The 18,804-nt window shown below is 36.4% G+C and carries 15 protein-coding genes; 3 read left to right on the top strand and 12 right to left on the bottom strand.

Going from position 1 to position 18,804, the window contains the following annotated elements; genetic code table 11:
• Nucleotides 1–2: 2 nt before the first annotated feature.
• The 6 genes from LVY74_RS12085 to LVY74_RS12060 form a co-directional block, all read right to left on the bottom strand.
• Nucleotides 3–1,358, bottom strand: a complete 1,356-nt coding sequence (locus LVY74_RS12085) for an MFS transporter (protein ID WP_237815275.1) — start codon at nucleotides 1,356–1,358, stop codon at nucleotides 3–5.
• 45 nt (nucleotides 1,359–1,403) lie between these two features.
• A complete protein-coding gene (pcaD, locus tag LVY74_RS12080; protein WP_269091372.1) occupies nucleotides 1,404–2,189 on the bottom strand; it encodes a 3-oxoadipate enol-lactonase in 786 nt (261 codons plus the stop codon).
• A complete protein-coding gene (locus LVY74_RS12075; RefSeq protein WP_237815273.1) occupies nucleotides 2,189–3,550 on the bottom strand; it encodes a 3-carboxy-cis,cis-muconate cycloisomerase in 1,362 nt (453 codons plus the stop codon). The genes pcaD and LVY74_RS12075 overlap by 1 nt, the downstream gene beginning before the upstream one ends.
• Before the next feature lie 2 nt (nucleotides 3,551–3,552).
• On the bottom strand, nucleotides 3,553–4,755 hold the full coding sequence (gene pcaF / locus LVY74_RS12070) for a 3-oxoadipyl-CoA thiolase (RefSeq protein ID WP_237815272.1): 1,203 nt from the start codon (nucleotides 4,753–4,755) through the stop codon (nucleotides 3,553–3,555).
• 133 nt (nucleotides 4,756–4,888) lie between these two features.
• Entirely contained in the window at nucleotides 4,889–5,542 is a 654-nt protein-coding gene (locus tag LVY74_RS12065) for a 3-oxoacid CoA-transferase subunit B (RefSeq protein WP_237815271.1), read from the bottom strand.
• 10 nt (nucleotides 5,543–5,552) lie between these two features.
• Entirely contained in the window at nucleotides 5,553–6,239 is a 687-nt protein-coding gene (locus LVY74_RS12060) for a 3-oxoacid CoA-transferase subunit A (protein ID WP_237815270.1), read from the bottom strand.
• 269 nt (nucleotides 6,240–6,508) lie between these two features.
• Between LVY74_RS12060 and pcaU the strand changes: the two genes are divergently transcribed.
• The gene (pcaU, locus tag LVY74_RS12055; protein ID WP_442862796.1) at nucleotides 6,509–7,333 is read left to right on the top strand and encodes an IclR family transcriptional regulator PcaU; all 825 of its coding nucleotides are present in this window, start codon (nucleotides 6,509–6,511) and stop codon (nucleotides 7,331–7,333) included.
• On the opposite strand, the gene LVY74_RS12050 is transcribed toward pcaU, so the two are convergent.
• Both LVY74_RS12050 and LVY74_RS12045 read right to left on the bottom strand, forming a co-directional pair.
• Nucleotides 7,330–8,598 carry a capsule biosynthesis protein gene (locus LVY74_RS12050; RefSeq protein WP_237815269.1) on the bottom strand — a complete coding sequence of 423 codons (1,269 nt, stop codon included), beginning with the start codon at nucleotides 8,596–8,598 and terminating at the stop codon, nucleotides 7,330–7,332. The two genes, pcaU and LVY74_RS12050, sit on opposite strands and share 4 nt — an antisense overlap.
• Complete coding sequence (locus LVY74_RS12045; RefSeq protein ID WP_237815268.1) at nucleotides 8,598–10,619, bottom strand: capsular polysaccharide biosynthesis protein; 2,022 nt, start codon at nucleotides 10,617–10,619, stop codon at nucleotides 8,598–8,600. Before LVY74_RS12045 ends, LVY74_RS12050 begins: the two co-directional genes overlap by 1 nt.
• 358 nt (nucleotides 10,620–10,977) lie before the next feature.
• Here LVY74_RS12045 and LVY74_RS12040 point away from each other — a divergent pair, with 358 nt between their 5' ends.
• Complete coding sequence (locus LVY74_RS12040) at nucleotides 10,978–12,447, top strand: mannose-1-phosphate guanylyltransferase/mannose-6-phosphate isomerase (protein ID WP_237815267.1); 1,470 nt, start codon at nucleotides 10,978–10,980, stop codon at nucleotides 12,445–12,447.
• A gap of 94 nt (nucleotides 12,448–12,541) precedes the next feature.
• Here LVY74_RS12040 and LVY74_RS12035 read toward each other — a convergent pair whose 3' ends face one another.
• Nucleotides 12,542–13,657 (bottom strand): hypothetical protein, encoded by a 1,116-nt coding sequence (locus LVY74_RS12035; RefSeq protein ID WP_237815266.1) that lies wholly within the window; start codon nucleotides 13,655–13,657, stop codon nucleotides 12,542–12,544.
• Between the two features lie 203 nt (nucleotides 13,658–13,860).
• On the opposite strand from LVY74_RS12035, the gene LVY74_RS12030 reads away from it, so the two are divergent.
• Complete coding sequence (locus LVY74_RS12030) at nucleotides 13,861–14,550, top strand: hypothetical protein (protein WP_237815265.1); 690 nt, start codon at nucleotides 13,861–13,863, stop codon at nucleotides 14,548–14,550.
• 44 nt (nucleotides 14,551–14,594) lie between these two features.
• Here the strand turns inward: LVY74_RS12030 and LVY74_RS12025 are convergent, their stop codons facing one another.
• Genes LVY74_RS12025 through LVY74_RS12010 form a run of 3 tightly spaced genes read right to left on the bottom strand, consistent with a single transcriptional unit; the run spans nucleotide 14,595 to nucleotide 18,782 of the window.
• Nucleotides 14,595–15,668: a right-handed parallel beta-helix repeat-containing protein gene (locus LVY74_RS12025; RefSeq protein ID WP_237815264.1), complete on the bottom strand. Its 1,074-nt coding sequence runs from the start codon at nucleotides 15,666–15,668 to the stop codon at nucleotides 14,595–14,597.
• A gap of 29 nt (nucleotides 15,669–15,697) precedes the next feature.
• Nucleotides 15,698–16,369 carry a CatB-related O-acetyltransferase gene (locus tag LVY74_RS17815; RefSeq protein ID WP_330848010.1) on the bottom strand — a complete coding sequence of 224 codons (672 nt, stop codon included), beginning with the start codon at nucleotides 16,367–16,369 and terminating at the stop codon, nucleotides 15,698–15,700.
• A 13-nt stretch (nucleotides 16,370–16,382) separates the two neighbouring features.
• On the bottom strand, nucleotides 16,383–18,782 hold the full coding sequence (locus tag LVY74_RS12010) for a glycosyltransferase (RefSeq protein WP_237815263.1): 2,400 nt from the start codon (nucleotides 18,780–18,782) through the stop codon (nucleotides 16,383–16,385).
• Between the last annotated feature and the right edge of the window lie 22 nt (nucleotides 18,783–18,804).

Raw genomic sequence — 18,804 nt, 5'->3', positions numbered from 1 at the left:
ATTTAGGTTGCATCAGTATGTGCAACCAAAGATTTAACAAAAATTGAAATTGCTGCTGCCGTCGCTGGAATCAGTAACATGCTCAAGATCGCGGTAAATGACCAGTTTTGCCCCAAAAGCACTGCACCAATCCATGCACCGAACACCGCACCAAAACGTCCAATACCTGACATCCATGCCACACCTGTTGCACGGCATTGAGTTGGGTAAAAACGCGCGCTGAGTGCTGGCATAGAAGACTGTGCGCCATTGATTGCAACACCTGCACATAACACTAAGATCGCCAATAATGTTGGGCTACTCAGGCTCTGACCAACAGCGAAAGCGAAGATCCCTGCAACAAAATAGAAACCTGCAATAATACGGTTCGGGTTGAAACGATCCATTGCCCAGCCAATAAACAATGCGCTCAACACACCACCAAACTGGAACAAGCCACCAATAAATGCCGCACGTTCCATGGTTGCGCCTGTTTCACGCATCAAGGTTGGTAACCAGCTGGTGAGCAGGTAAATCATCACCAAACCCATGAAATACGTGAACCAAAGTAATAACGTGCCTTTCACGTAGCTTGGTGAAAAGAGCATTGCGAACACGTTCTGCTTTTTCTGTACTGTGCTTTTTTCTTCAGGGACATGAAATTCGGTCACATTCTGAACTTGAGTCGGTGCAATACGGCTCAGAATTTTGCGTACTTTTTCTGTGCTATTCCCACGGACAATCAAGAAGCGATACGACTCTGGCAAGAAACCCACCACGAAAATCGTTAGAATCATTGGGCTCCAGCCGCCGAACAGAAATAAACTGTGCCAGCCAAATTTTGGAATTAACCAACTACTTAAAAAGCCACCAATCGCCATACCCAAGTTGTAACCACAGAACATACAGGTCACGAGTAAAGAACGAATACGGTTTGGGCAGTACTCAGAAAACAGTGTGGTGGCGTTTGGCATGGCTGCCCCCAAACCAATTCCTGTCAAGAAACGCAAAATCACCAAAGTATCAAGGTTGCTGGCGTAAGCACAGGCAATGGTAAAACCACCAAAAATCAACATCGATACAGACAGTACAACCTTACGACCAAAACGGTCAGCCGTTGGACCAGACACCAACGCACCAATGATCATGCCGCCCAGTGCAGCACTCATCACAGGGCCAAGCTGAGAACGGTCTAATCCCCAGTCTTGTGCCAATGCAGGTGCAATAAAACCCATTGCAGCGGTATCAATACCGTCTAAAAAAACAATGAAAAAACAAATTGCTGCAATCATCCACTGATAAGCACTTAATGGAGAATCATTGATTAGTGCTTGTGCATCCATGCTGATATTTGAGCGTGTAGTATCCTGAGACGCCATATTTTGCCTCCTTAGGCGAAAATCCTTTTAAAAACAGCAGTATTTTTATGAAATCACTTCAATAAAGTGCTGCAACACCTGAGTAAATCCTTCAGGCTGCTCAATATTTGACAAATGCGATGCTGGCAAAATACTGAGCTGGCTTTGTTCAATTTGCTGCTGCATAAATTCAGCATCAGCAACGGTGGTGATCGGGTCAAACTTCCCAGCGACCAATAAAGTTGGGATATGGATTTGAGCAATTTGCTCTCGCAAATCTTCATGTGCCAAAGCACGGCAGGCATTGGCATAACCCTGAGCAGGTGTATTGGCCAAACTTTGAATGGTTTGTTGCGCCAATGCATCTTCTAGATAGTCAAACTCACTGCTAAACCAGCGGCTATGGGTCGACGCCACCAAATCAGCCAAGCCTTTTTGTTCTACCGCATCAGCTCGAGTCAGCCATGCTTCTGCCGTACCAATTTTTGCTGCGGAGTTCGCCACTGTAATGCTGTTAAAACGCGCAGCATGGTGAATACCCAAATACAGCGCAGTCAATCCGCCCATTGAAATTCCACAAAAATGTGCTTTTTCAATGTCTAACGCATCTAAAATATCAACTACATCTTCAGCAAGGTTTTGAACTGTGGTGTCCGCAATGACATCACTTTGACCATGTCCACGCGTGTCATAAGTAATGACCTTGAAATGCTGTTTAAGTGCAGCAACTTGAGGTTGCCACATCCCATGATCGGTTCCCAAAGAGTTGGAAAAGATAATGGCAGGTGCATTTTCAAGACCTTCCACAACAACCGATAAATGCTTGCCTTGACGATTGGTAATCGTGATCATCACTTTGCCACTCCTGTCCTTGCTTCCTGTAACACCGCATCAATTTGGGCTTGAATATTGCCTAAATACGATTCGGGTTTAAAAATTGCGGAAATTTCTGCTGTAGAAAAATTATTTTTAATGTCATCCAGTTCAGCGATCACGTCTTTTAAATGTTTTTGCTCAGCGACTGCGGTTTTACATGCAGCTTCCACCACATGATGTGCATTTAAACGCCCCAGTTTTGGTGCCAGTGCCATCATGACTGCTTCAGCCATAATCAAACCTTGCGTGCATTCCAAATTGCGCTGCATGTTTTCGATGTTGACTTCCATGCCTTGTAAAACGTCCAAGGTACGCCACAATGCACCCGCACAAAGCTGGAAAATTTCAGGCAATGCCAACCATTCAGCATGCCATGCACCTAAACTACGTTCATGCTCCTGAACCATGCTCTGATACAGACTTGCCATCAGTACTGGAACTCGGTTTGCAGCCGCCAAAATAGACGCTGCTGCAACAGGATTACGTTTGTGTGGCATGGTGGATGAACCACCACGACCTTTGGCTGTCGGTTCAAACACTTCTGCAATTTCGGTCTGCATCATCAATGACCAGTCACGCGCCATTTTGCCTGTTGTGCCGACAATCATGCCGAGTACACTGGCAATCTCAACGATACGGTCACGCTCACCATGCCAAGTACAACTTGGCGCACTTAACTGGAACTGTTGGGCAAATGCTTCGACAACTGCGGATCCCTGATCAAGCAGTGATGCCAATGAACCCACTGCACCGCCGAGCTGAACAGCCAGTACGCGGGCTTTCATTGCCTGAATCCGATCCAAATCACGTTTAAACGCACTTGCCCAACGAGCAAACTTGTGACCCAGCGTAATTGGTAAGGCTTGCTGTAGCCATGTCCGCCCAATCATCACCTGATCACGATAAACCTGTGCTTGTGCTAAAGCCGTTTGATAGTTCTGTTGCAGACTACGTTCGACCCATTGCAACGCATCGCGGCATTGCAAAATACAAGCTGTATCTAAAATATCCTGACTGGTTGCGCCCCAATGCACATAGCGAGCTGCATCTTCATCATGCTGTTTCACAATCGCAGTCAACTGTTTGACAAATGGAATCGCAATATTGCCTGCAAGCCCTGTTGCGGCTGCTAAGTCTGCAAAATCAATACTTTCCAATGCCGTCTTTTGTGCAATGGCTTCAATTGAATCTGCCGCAGATTGAGGAATGACCCCAACCTGCGCCTGAGCTTTTGCCAGTGCCACTTCAGCCTGAATCATGTAAGAAACCAAGGACTGATCACTAAAAATCTCAGTCACTTCTTCCTGATAAAATAAGCTGGCATATAACTGGCTCATACTTAAACTCGCTCAATAATCAAAGCAATGCCTTGACCGACACCAATACACATTGAACATAAGGCATATTTGCCACCTGTCTGTTCAAGTTGGTTCAGTGCAGTGGTCACCAGACGCGCACCTGATGCACCGAGTGGATGACCCAATGCAATCGCACCACCATTTGGATTAACACGGGCATCGTCATCCGCCAAGCCAAGGTCACGGGTACAAGCGAGTGCTTGTGCCGCAAAGGCTTCGTTCAGTTCAATCACATCCATCTGCGCCAAAGTCAGATTGGCTTGTTTCAGTAATTTCTTGATCGCAGGTGCTGGGGCAAAGCCCATGATGCGTGGTTCAACACCCACCGTGGTGGCTGCAACAATCTTGGCACGCGCTTTCAGTTCGTATTTGGCAACAGCTTCATCCGATGCAATCAGCAGTGCTGCTGCACCATCGTTAATACCTGAGGCATTGCCCGCAGTTACGCTACCTTCGGCTTTCACCACAGGTTTGAGTTTGCTGAGCGCTTCAATGGTGGTGGCACGCGGGTGTTCATCGGTATCGATAACAATCGGATCACCTTTGCGCTGTGGAATGGTGACTGGCACGATTTCATTGGCAAAGTAACCTTTGGCTTGCGCAGCAGCCGTACGTTGCTGGCTGTTTAAGGCAAACTTGTCCTGATCTTCACGGTTAATGTGGAACTGTTCCGCCACGTTTTCCGCAGTTTGTGGCATGGTGTCCACACCATACATTTCTTTGAGTTTCGGATTGATGAAACGCCAGCCCATGGTGGTGTCTTCAATCTTCTGGGTACGACCATAAGCGGTTTCAGCCTTACCCATCACAAACGGGGCACGGCTCATGCTTTCTACACCACCTGCGATAATCAGATCAGCTTCACCTGCTTTGATGGTACGCGCTGCCATGGCAATCGCATCGAGTGAAGAACCACATAAACGGTTAATGGTCGTCGCTGGGACTTGATACGGTAAACCTGCAAGCAGTGATGACATGCGTCCAACATTACGGTTGTCTTCACCCGCCTGATTGGCACAGCCATAGATCACATCATCGACTTGTTGCCAGTCTACGCTTGGGTTACGCTGCATCAGGGCTTTAATCGGTAAAGCCCCTAGATCATCTGCACGTACCGCAGCTAGACCACCGGCATAACGACCAAACGGGGTACGAATCGCATCGATAATATAAGCATTTTTCATTTCTGTTGTTCTCTTAATCCTGTCGTTTGAATCCCCCTAAATCCCCCTTTGATAAAGGGGGACTTCTTGTGTTTCCCACTTTAATTTCAGAGAGAAACTCCTCCCTTTTCAAAGGGAGGTTGGGAGGGATTATTTATCCCTGAGTCGCGTCGATAAGTTTCGCACCCGTCATTGCCTGTAATTCGTCAAAGCTTAAGCCTCCAACTTTCTCAAGGACTTTCAAGCCTTCAGCTGTGACATCAATCACACACAGGTCGGTATAGATGCGGTCGACACATTTCAGACCTGTCGCAGGATAAGCCAGTTCAGCCACGATCTTCGGTTCACCTTTTTTGGTGACGTGATCGGTGGTGATAAACACTTTCTTCGCACCCACAGCCAAGTCCATTGCTCCGCCTACGGCAGGAATCGCATTCGGTGCACCAGTATGCCAGTTGGCCAAATCACCATTTTCAGCAATCTGGAAGGCACCAAGCACAGCGATATCAAGGTGACCACCACGCATCATGGCAAATGAATCCCCATGATGGAAAAAGGCACCGCCTTTGAGCATGGTCACGAATTCTTTACCGGCGTTGATCAGTTCAGGATCTTCTTCACCTTCTGCTGGCGGTGGGCCAAAAGCCAACAAACCATTTTCAGAATGCAGGAAGACATCTTTGTCGGCTGGCAGGTAGCTGGCAATCTTGGTGGGTAAGCCAATCCCGAGATTCACATAAGCACCATCGGGAATATCCTGAGCGACACGTTCAGCAATTTGGTCACGGGTTAATTTGTTATAGCTCATCTAGGTCTCCTTATGCCGTTGCCAATGGTGAAGCGGGTTCAACCTGAACCACGTGCTGCACAAAGATGCCTGGGGTAATGATATGTTCAGGATCAAGTGCACCCAGTTCAACCACTTCAGACACCTGAGCAATCGTCACTTTTGCAGCCATCGCCATGATTGGGCCAAAGTTACGTGCGGATTTGCGATACACCAGATTGCCCCAGCGGTCGCCCTGCTGTGCCTTGATCAAGGCAAAATCGGCTTGGATCGGATATTCCAGCACATAGTCTTTACCCTCGATATGACGGGTTTCTTTGCCTTCTGCCAACAGCGTGCCATAACCTGTCGGGGTGAACACTGCGCCCAGACCCATACCCGCAGCCTGAATACGACAAGCAAGGTTGCCTTGTGGTACTAACTCAAGTTCGATTTTGCCTGCACGGTACAATTCGTCGAACACCCAAGAATCAGACTGACGCGGGAAAGAACAGATGACTTTTTTAACAGCGCCTGCTTTCAGCAGTTTCGCCAGACCGTAGTCACCATTACCCGCATTGTTACTGACGATGGTGAGGTCTTTGATGCCCAAATCAATCAAGCCGTCAATGAGTTCAGCAGGTTGTCCTGCGGTGCCAAAGCCACCAATCATAATGGTTGATCCATCTTGAATTTGCGACAAAACCTCGCGAAATGAGGTCGCACTTTTATCTATCATTGGATAACTCCACTGTGCATCATGAAATGATTAATTGATTGGAACTAAACATTAGGCAGGATGAAAGAAGCCAAGTGGCTTAATCTACTCAATCCCGAGTAATTTAATTAGATTTCCATTACTTGCTCATTTTTTATAATTTTCAGCTAAACTTCTAGCACTAAAATGCAGATTTGTTCGATGATAAAAAATATTGTGCGACTATCGAACAATAGTTATTATTTTAATCCTGCTACAAAATCGATTCATCTTTTTATCTGGTCATACTCATGAACAAAAAATTGCTTGAACAGGATAAAATTCTGCAAAACTCAGATAATAAAAAAATGATTCGTCATGAAGATTTTATTGCAGGCATGGCCAAAGGATTGGCAATCTTAGAGAGTTTTGGCAATGATCGCCATCGATTGAATATTTCTATGGCAGCAGAACGCACAGGTTTGACTCGCGCTGCTGCACGCCGTCATTTACTCACTTTAGAATATTTAGGGTATTTAGAATATGATGGTCATTATTTCTATTTAGCACCAAAAGTTTTAAAATTTTCAGGAACTTATCTAAGTGGTGCACCTTTACCTAAAATTTCACAGCCTTTACTGAATCTACTCACCAACCAAACATCGCTTATTTTTTCAGTGATGGTACTCGACGGTTATGAAGCAATTACGGTGGCACGTAGTGCAGCCCATCAACAAACCGATCGAGTCAATCCTTATGGTTTACATTTAGGGAATCGTCTACCTGCTCATGCCACCTCAGCAGGTAAAATTTTATTGGCTCACCGAGAACCCGAGCAACAACTTGAATGGCTTGAAAAATATCCCCTAAAACGCTTAACTAAATATACGCATGTTGAAAATGATGGCTTTTTACAACTTCTGAGAGAGATCAAATTACAAGATTGGTGCTATTCATCTGAAGAACATGAATTAGGAGTACATGCTTTAGCTGTACCTATTTATGATGGAAATTCTAAAGTGGTTGCAGCACTCAATATTGTATCTCCAACGATGCGTACCACCAGAGACTATTTGGTTCAACACATTCTGCCATTACTACAAGAGACAGCGCGTGAGTTACGTAATGTACTTTAAACTTTAGACATCTTCTTTTTAGAAGGTTTTTGAGCTACACAACCTTCAACAATAAGAGTTTTTTTTTGATACTGTCGCATCCAAGGAGAGAGTCCATAATAGGCACCATTTAACTGTGAATATGCGATTAACTCATGTCTAAAATGACTAAAATATAACTTATCAACCTCACCTGGTGAGTTCCAAAAATTCGCCAGTGCTCCCTGATAACTTAAACGGGGTAAATTATATAATGCACGTCCTAAGACTTTCACAGGAATACCATGAAACAGTGCCTGAATACCCGTAGTACTATTCACTGTCACCATACCACAACTATGTTTTAATAACGTTGGTAAGTGAATATCACAGAAATAATGTACTCGCCCAATCAAGCCATACTGTGTGGCATATTTTTGAATTAATTGAGTATAGTTCCGATAACCTCGATCCATAGGATGATGTTTGAGAACCAAATGTTTCTTTGCATCAGCATGTTGGGCAAAAGAAAATAATACTTTTTCAATATAAGTTTCTACATTTTTTTCATCGCTATGGATGCGAATCTGAAAATCATTATGGACTTGTAATGCAAAAATAAAGTAGTTTTGATCTTGCTCTTCTAATAATTTTTTAAAACGCTTCTCTTCAAATATAGCATTATAAACTCGACGAATAGCTGCAACCCACCAATAATAAAATTCATTCAGTGGTGTAATTTCTCTATGATGTTGGTAATGTGGGTAATAAAAAGAGAATAAAATCCAAAAGAAGTAATAAAAAAAGGCGCTCATCACCATACGGTAATATTTATTACTGACCACAATATAAGGATCTAAAGGGCGCGTTGTTGTTGGTACAGGTTGGCTATATAAGTAATTCTTAAAGTTAGAAAAAAAATTGACTCCATCTTGCTCAAAAGTCAAATAATTAGGTCGAATATAGCCCTCCTCAAATGCAAAAAATTGAATATCTAACTTTACAGACACCTGCTGTGCAATACGGTGATATTTCCGACAATCCCCAAAGCAAACGATACTATCAATTTGATGTTGTTGCAGAAAAATTTCTAGCCAACGGTGAAATTGGCTTTTATGATCACGATAATGAAATGTATTTGGACGAGAGCGATAAAAAAAACTATCTCCACCATTAAAATTTAATTTATAACACTCAATTCCTTGCTGAGTTAACCAGTCTGCCAATTCTGCAAAATACCCCCCCATCGGGCCTTGTAATAATAAGACCCGCTTTGAGTTGAGTAATCTCTCTACATGAATTGACATCAATCTTTTTTTCCCACTTGAAAGCGTCTAAAACTCATAAAGATTCGGCTGAACAATGTTGATTTTGGCTTTTGAATCTGTAATTTCATTTGCCTAATATGATCAATAACTTGTTCTGGCTGTGCGAGTGGTATCCGCATATCTTCACTTATCCTAATATTATATATAGGGTACTGAATTAAGGAGATGTAGATTAACTGCTGCAGGGTAATTTTTCGCAACCGTCTGATACATTTATGTTTATCATTTGTAAGTCCCCACCCTGCATAAAAGGGAACTCCATAACAATAAACTGGAATTTTGCGAAGTAGTGCCTCAAAACCACTTAAAGATGTAATGGTATGAACTTCATTGCATATCTTAAAACACTGCAAGATAGAGGCTTCTTCTTCAATATGATTTGCATACTGTAATGCGCTTTCAGTTGCAATTTTTCCTTGGCGTAAGCCACTTTGCACATCAGGGTGCGGTTTATAAATAACATATGCATCTGGATTATTCTTCCTCACTTCCTGAAGTAAACCCAAGTTTGTTTTGATGTCATATCCGCCTAACTGCACGGACATATCATCTTCAACCTGCCCAATTACTAATAGCACTTTTTGTATATTTTTTGGCAATTTAATATCTTTATTTTGCCCAACATTGTATTTCGAAATATTAAAATCAACCAACACATCTATAATTTTTTGAGCCTGATCAAGTTGATCATGATCTAATATCGTTGTATTCAAGAGGTTTTCTAAACGAGAAGGCTGTGTCGCGTCATAATAAATTCCAATATCATCAATCACCAAAGAATAAGGGCGAATCAGAGTTGCTCCTAAACCCAAAGAACGAATAAAACCATCTTCAACAGTCCAAACTTTCTTAAATCCTTTTTGCTTTAATTGATGTGCTTTTTTTCCCCAAGCCAAAATATCTTGGTCTGGATAAGGTTCAAAATATTGCTTAAACTGAAGACGAAAATATGGAAAATCCAAAAACTCTCTTAGAAATTGTCGCTTCCAACGTGAAAAACCGTAAGCAACCATCTGTTTTGGCAATTTTTTCTGCCAATTCGTATTAATCACCAAAAGATCCAAAATATCTTCCAATTCACATCGTTGTTGTGTAATGGGGGATACATAACGAGCATACTGAAAATAAGCACATGCGAATAAATGCTCTACAGATTTCTTTTGTCCTCGCCGCCCTTGTAAGATCTCTAAAGGAGCATATTGATCTTCTGTCACTCCCCAACCTGCATACCATGGCACACCAAAACAAAATACTGACTTACCACACAACAATGCCTCAAAGCCAAGTTGAGAACTCACTACATAAACTGCATCCATTCTTTGAACAAGCTCAATTGGATTTAAAGAATCGCTGCAAATATAAAAACCTTGAGCTTGCAATGTACTTATGCAGAAATGTCCTTTGGCTTTTTTTGCTATGACATCTGGATGTACTTTGACCCAAATTTTTGCGGATGGATGATTTTTGCGAGCAACGCTCAACATGGTTATAAATGATTCTGGAGATGCTCCAGCATAATGAATAGATTGATCATTACAGGTTTGATCAACCACTAAAATATTTTCTTCTCCAAATTGGAGCAAATCTAAAGACTGAAATTTAGAATTATATTTGGTAATACCATGCTTCAGAATGTGTTGAATTGACTTTTTTGCACGTTCGCAAATATCTTGATTTTCTGCAAGTGATATATGTTCCTCTAAATCAGAAACACATGTAGAGTCAAAATAAATACCTTTATAATCAATAACTAAAGATAATGGTGGAAAGCCTTCTTTACCTAAGCCTAAAGAACGAATAAAACCATCTTCTAGCGTTACACATGTTTTTTGGTATTTGTTAGCATACTCCTTTGCTCTAAAATAACTAGGCTTCCTCCCCCACCCTGCAAAATTTTCTGTACTATATGATTGTTGAGAAAAAGATTTGAAATAACATTCCTCTCCAACAAACTTAGAGAGATGTTTAATTTCTAGTATTTTTCGAGAACATACATGCATCACTACTCACATTCAGATAATGTAATTTTTCAGCAGATATTATCGAATAAGATCTCATAAAAAAACTAAAAACTTTTATATACTTACATAAAGTAGCATTTTAAAATTACACATTTTAAATAAAAAATGTGAATTGCCATACTTTTTTATAATTTTATGTGATAACAAATATTTTCTAACAAAAAAATAATTATTTAATATCATTATCTTAAATGAAAGAATAATTTTTAAACAGTTGATTTGTAAATTTAATTTAGCAACTATCCCTTACAAGTTTTTATAAATTAGCAATTGTTTCAAAATCACTAAAAATGCTATACAAGAAGAATCCCCCATTGTTGTATATAAAGTTAAAAATATGAACAATCAAACTATTAGTAAACTACTAGAATCGTCTAGTGACAGCTTAAATTCTCCTATTGTTCCTGTCATTCTTTCAGGAGGATCTGGAACACGCCTATGGCCTGCTTCACGCAAGCTACGTCCCAAGCCATTTATTCGATTGGATGAGTGTGGAAATACTTTATTTGGGAAAACTTTAAACCAGCTTAAAAACTTAAACATCGAAAAAGTTTTGACAGTTACCAATGAAAAGCTCATCTTCCTTAATGATGATATTTTAAAAAAACATAAAGAACTTCATAAAAAAACCAATTATATTTTAGAGCCATTTGGTCGAAATACTGCTCCTGCAATTTTACTGGCTGCACTCAACATTGCTGAAACAGTTTCTGAAGACACCATCATGTTGGTACTCTCAGCAGACCACTTAATTAAAGATACAACTGCTTTTCAAAATGCGATTGGTCAAGCCATACTTCTTGCGAGTCATGATAAACTTGTCACTTTCGGCATCACACCAACTGCACCATCAACGGGTTTTGGCTATATCCAATACGATCCAGAAACACATAGCGTTACTGCATTCAAAGAAAAACCTGATTCAATTACAGCACAAAAATATATTGATAATGGCTATCTGTGGAATGCTGGAATTTTTTGTTTTAAAGCGGGCACTCTCATTTCAGAATTTCAAAAAACAAATGAAGAGTTATACAACAAATTACTGACCTGCCATCAAAATCTTCGTCAAAAGAATGAAAAATCTTTAGCAATCCCTGAAGAGTTCTTTCAAGATATCGATGATATTTCTATTGATTATGCAGTCATGGAAAAGTCAGAAAAAGTTGCTGTTATTCCATGTGATATTGGCTGGTCTGATATTGGATCGTGGAGTGCATTAAGCCAACTTTCCGAAGTAGATAAAAATCAGAACTCGATTACAGAAAATACTATCCATATTAATAGTCGTAACGTTTTTGTTCGTAATTTATCAACCAAGCGCCTTGTAACAACAATTGGTTTAGAGAATTTATTAGTTATTGATACGCCTGATGCACTACTTATTGCAGATAAAAAACACGACCAACAGGTGAAAGAACTTGTTAGTCAAATTGAAAAGAAAGATTGTAATAAGGTTGAGTTTCACCAAACTGTAAATCGCCCATGGGGAACATATACGGTCTTAGAGGAAGATCCTCATTATAAAATTAAGCGAATTGTAGTCAAACCTGGTGAAAGTCTATCTTTACAAATGCATCATCATCGTTCTGAGCACTGGGTTGTAGTTTCGGGTGTAGCAACCATTGTAAATGGAGATAGTGAAACCTTAGTACATCCAAATGAATCAACTTACATTCCAGCTGGGCAGCAGCATCGCTTGACAAATCCTGGCGTAATAGACTGTGTCCTAATTGAAGTGCAAGTTGGTTCTTATCTAGGTGAAGATGATATCGTTCGCTTTACTGATGTGTATGGCCGAAAATAAATTTAACCAAATAAAAAATAGACTAGGATATTCATCTAGTCTATTTTTTAAATCATTAACTGATAAATTGTTCGCAATCTTTAGAATCACATAGTTATACAAGACTTCTGTTATTTACTGATAATGATAAAAATGTTTTCATTGCTGCTATATAAGGTTCCCAATTTACCCATATTTGTTCAGTTATATTTAAATCAATAATATCATACACATAATTATTGACCACATCTTCTACTTTATTATTAACTAATAAAAAACCCTCTATTTTCAAATCACTTTGATTACCTTTTTCATTATATTTGACTAATATAGTAGGTTCAGTTGAAATAATATTATCAACATTTAAAGTTACTACTGTATCTTCTGATATTTCAATACTAGAAATAAACTCAGATGAACTATATAACTTACCAAATGACTTAACCACAAAATAATCCATATTCTTAGATGAAATTATCACACTAGCATAATCATCACACCATGTATTTATTGCTAACAACTGCCATCCTATAAAAATCTTAGGGAATTTATAAAATTTATTATCAATAATAGACAAATTAACTGAAAATGCAGAATTTTTTTTATTCTCAAGATTAGGAGAAATATCAAAGTCTTCGGCAGAGAAGTATTTATATTTATCTTTAACACTATCTCTTATTATTTTTTTAAAACAAAAACCATTATTATTTTTTATAAAATTACAAATATTTAACATTAAGTGATAAATAAAAGCCTCATTTATATGTCTAGGATGTGGCATTAAAAGATTTAAATTATCTAAATTTAAATTATCTATTTTAGATTGAATATCAATATAAAAAAATCCATATTTCAAGCAATTCTCTACATGAATATTATTAATAAAGCATATATCATCCAAACTCTCTTGTTTTCTATGAGTTGGCAAAATAAGAACAAAAATTGGTTTATTAATAGTATTTAACAATTTATAATAATCATCAATTTGAGATTCAATCTTATCTCTAGGTATTTTAAGAGAAGTATAACTCATTATATCATTCACATTTGATTCTGTTACAACAAAATCTGTTTTCAATATTTTATTAAAATTCCTAACAAGTTCCAAAGTATTTTGTATACAACTAGTAGCACCTAATGCATAATTTTCAACAACAAAATTCTCTCGTAAAGCTTTTTGTAAACCATTAATAAGAACAGAATTACTACCACCAAATAAAGAACAATTCATTACAATATCTCGATTAACCATTTTAAATAAAATAATCTTTTAAATTTTGAACAATATTTATATTTGTTCAACTATCTATAATAGTTTACAATATAAAAATTATCTTCTAAAGATTATTTTTATATTCCGACATAGGCTTTCTAAAGGTATATTCAATTATGTTAAAGTCCAGATCAAAATCCATAAAAAGTTCAAGTAAGAAAATGTCTAAACTACCTATTACTTTATATGGCTATGAAGGTTTTTTTAATAGCTCCTCATTACATGGAAATGTAGTAAAAAACTTAGCCAATCCATCTAAAAAAGCTAGTATAATTGGTAATCCTGAAAATTTAGAAGATACTTTAATAGTATCTGGTGGAAATGGCATTAATACAGGAATTCCTGATAGTAAAAATTTCACATATTTTGTAATAATAAAAAATATTGTTTCTGAAGAGCAGCAGCAATCAAAACCTTTCATTATTGGAACTTCATATGGTCGAGCTATAGGTGAAAACAGTAATACTTATGGTACTGCATTAACTATTTCATCTAAAGATAGCATTAATTTTCAATGTGCTAGAGGGAATAAAACTACTGATCAAATTACTGGTTCAGTGACTATTAAAGGTATTGATATATCCAAGTGGAATCTTATTTGGGTAAAATGTTTAAATAATGTTACAACTGTAAGATCTGAAACTGATAATATACAAAATTCGATTGAATTTGATTTACCACGTTTACTCCAAACAGATAATATTAAAATTGGAACAGGAACTAGCATAAACACAGGAAAATCTCAAATTCTTAATACTATGATATTTAACAGAGCACTAGGACAGAATGAAATTGAAAAAATTGTTAATTTACTTAAAAATGAAGCAGAAAAGTTAAATATCATTATTTAATTTCTCAATAAGAGCTCTAATAAGTTAGGGCTCTTCAAAAATTATTATTCAACAATATTTCCAACTTGTGGTTTATTTAGGTAAAGTGCTCTTTTTGTGTAAGGAAATATAATACTATTATCTTTTTTATCAAAATTATTTTTTTCAATAATGTTATAATCACCTTCAACAATAATTCCTTTAGAAACATTATGAAAATAGTTTTTTATTAGTTTATTATGATCAGCATAATCTTGATAATATTTGTTTGAATACATAGGCTTATCTCCACAATCCCATTTAGAAAGATCTTTACTTTGACGAGAAGCAATCCAAATACCAATTTTTTCATTTATAAAATTATTTTCAGAGATATTATTATAATCAGCGCCATCCAAGCGAATAGGAGCATTTCCTTTTGAGGATTGTTCCTGACAATTTTTATATAAAAAAATTCCACCTAATGCATTATTCTTAAAAATATTCTTTGTAATTAAATTACTATAAGACCCATCGACAGAAATTGCTTCTCTAGAACCTCTCTTCTTATTATATCCATTATTTACAAAAACATTATTATCAATAGTATTATTTCTAGATGAAAATTCTAAATATATAGCTGGCGCACCAGAGTTAGAAATCATTGAATTTTTAACAACAACATTACTTACATAGTCATCAATATATAAACCAACCGTTCCTGAATTCTCAATTTTAACATTATCTATTGTTATTTTATTAGGATGAAAATTATATCTCTCTTGTTTTGGTATAGTGTTTTTCAAAACATCAGGAATTCCCCAACCAATCCGAATACCATTATATTTAAAATTCTTAAATGTACAGTTTTTGATTGTTATATTATGAATATCTTGACCATAAGACTCAATCAAAAGTCCTGTTGATACTTTACCACCACCATCGATAACAGCATTATGGCAATCAAATACTATATTACTATCTTTAATTAGATATCCAATTCCATTAGATTCTATAGTTTGATTATCTTTATATATTTTCAACCCTTTCTCATATTGTGAATGTAAAGCTAACAAATTCTTATAATGAATATTATCTGAATAGCTTAAAGGTGAGACTAATAATAAGGCAAAGCTCATTATTTTCTTAAATTTCATCATCACTAAACCTCACACCTTTATTAAAATATCTATGCCTTATTTTCTAATAAGTCTAGAACTTGATTGATATTATCATAAGGAAGTTTATCAAGCTGATCAATATTCTTTAACCACCACTTACTTTTTAACAACCGATCAATAATATCTTCTGAGAAACGATATTTAATAATTTTGGCAGGTACACCACCAACTATAGCATAAGGAGGAACATCTTTAACAACAACAGCTCCTGCACCAACTATAGCACCTATTCCAATCGAAATACCTGATGATATTAGAGCATTATTTCCTATCCAAACATCTGCACCAATATTTGTTAAAAAATGTTCTTCATGCTTATTTTTTTTTAAAGAACAATAGCTCTCAATATTTGGAAACCAAGCAGAATTATATTGAAAAGCGTGTGTACTAAGCCAATTGATTGGATGATGAGCTAAACCGATCTGAACACCTCTACCAATTGAACAATATGATCCAATATATACATTTGGATAAACTACAGTGTCCCAATTGATAAATGTAAACTTATCAATACGTACATCATTTTTGATTTGTATACGAGGTGAAAAATGCACAGGGCAACAAATCATTACACTAGGATGAATCATTACACTTTTTGAAATTACACTTCCTACTTCCTTATGCTGCTCATCAGTATAATCTTGGAATTTTATCCATGCACCTATTTGCATTTTCACCATAGTAACTCCAAATTTAGCCAAATAATCTAAGTAATGAATCATTTAAAGCTTTTAATGAATGCTCTTTATCATAAATAGCCTTTGAATCTCCCTCGGATTTGACTCTTAATTCGGAGTCATTCAACAGCTTAATTAATATATCTGCAAATGATTTAGGATCATCAGTCACATTAGCATCCATCGTATTTGGATAGGTAATTCCATCAAATGCTTTTGGAGTTCCTACAATTGCTTTTTCATAAGATAATGCTTCAACTACTTTAATCTTCATACCAGCACCTCCTAAAATAGGTGCAATAACAATACAGCTATTCGAATAGTAATAACTTAAGTCATCTACACGACCAACAACTTTAATGTTATCACCATATTTATCCCAATCTACATCCTTCGACTTTCCAACATTACCAGCAATTGTCAATTTGAATTCTGGAATTTGTTTTTTAATTAAAGGTAATACCTCTTCTAAAAACCAAGCGATCCCTCCAACATTAAAATTAGAAATAGATCCAACATACAACGCATCTGCACTATATCCCCAAAATTTTGGACCTTTCATTGGCTTAGGGAAAAATGCAGGTATTGTAACAATTTCTTTGTTCGGTAATATTTTTCTAAAAATTTCCTCTTCATTCTTATTGATCGCAATTAACTTATCAGCCTTACCCATAAGAAAATGTTCATTATCTCGAAATCGCTTCAAATTAATATTAGTATTTTTATTATTAAATAGTTGGTCTTCTTCCAAGAACATACTTTGATAATCATGTGTATCTAAAACAACTTTTGTTTTAGATAAACCTTCAGGAATACAAGGTATAGTTTTTGCATAATTCAAAACAACATAATCATAGCTATTAGATAAGAGTTTTTTTCGAACAGCATTTATAAATTTTAATGGTGTCTTACTCTCATTAACAACATCATGATGATTTCCGAGAAATTTATCTTTAACATTCATCAACTCATGTAAGAATATAGATTTAAATATACTCTGTTCTATACCATAGTTCTTAGCAATGTATTGATAAAGGTTTTTTGGTTTTTCTGTTTTTATCTTACCATATAAACCAACAACACTATTTTTATTTACTTTACCTTTAAGTGTTTTTATTTGATATTTTTTCTCTAACTCTGGATCTTTCAATACATCTACATTATTAATCCCTTGATAACAACTCATTAATTGATTCTTAATATCACCACTCTTCATTGACTCAAAACTTGTATTTAAAACAAATAAGTCAACACTATAATCATTATTAATCAACCACCGTACAAATGCATCTATTCTAGCCTGATTTCCTCTATAAATTGGAAATGGAATGAGTGGTGATACGACTAAAACTCGTTTTTTGTGAACTTTTATTTTTTCTCCATTCCAATTAATATTTTCAAAATATATGCTTCTAGTTATGTTTCTAAAGCTTCCATCGCTTTGTTTTACTAATTCAGTTTTAAATTCACCAAAAGAATATACCTTTTCAATCAAATGATAGATGAATTTTTCAACTTGCTCTTTTTCTGGAACAATTGGTTTTTTTATAAACTCTATAGCATCATCAATACTTTCTACTGATTTTGCTAAACCAGCATGTGCATAAAATGCATTACCAAATGCAAGCACTGGCTTTAAGTATGCTAAAGCATTTAAACCAACTCCAGAATTAATAAGCATAACTAGATCAGATAATTCAATTAAATCATAAAAATTAGTATCATCACTGACATATCCGATATGATTACTATCAGAAAAATTAAAATAATCTGTTTCTAATGGGTGTTTTTTTAATAGAAAAACATAATTAGTTTCTGATTGAGAATTCAATTCTTCAGATATCTTCTCTATTTGAGAAATAAAATTAGCAATATTTTGTGAAAATCCAGAGAAAAACTTAATAACTGTATCATCTGGTCTTTGTAAAGGAACAAAAATTACTTTTGTTGATATATCTAAACCAAGTTTTTTTCTTAATTGCTCCCCACCCAATCGATTGCCTTGTTTTTCTAGTGCTAAATCACCTGTTATAAGCTGTTTAATATAATCTTGTGATTTTTTTTGTTGCTCTTGATTTAAAGATATATTCCAAGATTTTGGTTGATAGCTTTCAGAATCATAATTAAAACCTTGATCAAAAAACCATGAATTTGGGAATGCACCTCTATCACTTGTTACTACTTTAATATTTTCTTCTCTAAGTTTTCTATAACATGCATTACGTTTACTATTACCATATGGATTTGGCATTAAAACTTCTGTAATTTTCTCACTCTTTATTAAATCAATAAGTTGAGCTACTTTTGGAAAATCATGCTCTGACTTATAAATTACATCACCTAAAATAGAAATAACATCTGCTAGCATTTTACAGAATTGACTATCTTTTTTTGAAAGAACTAATACTTTTTTCATTTTCACCTAACCATTTAAATTT

The organism is Acinetobacter sp. ME22, from assembly GCF_022012315.1.
In the GTDB taxonomy this organism is placed as follows: domain Bacteria; phylum Pseudomonadota; class Gammaproteobacteria; order Pseudomonadales; family Moraxellaceae; genus Acinetobacter; species Acinetobacter brisouii_A.
Note: the sequence above shows the minus strand (reverse complement) of the source record. Positions and strands in the feature narration are given on the sequence as shown.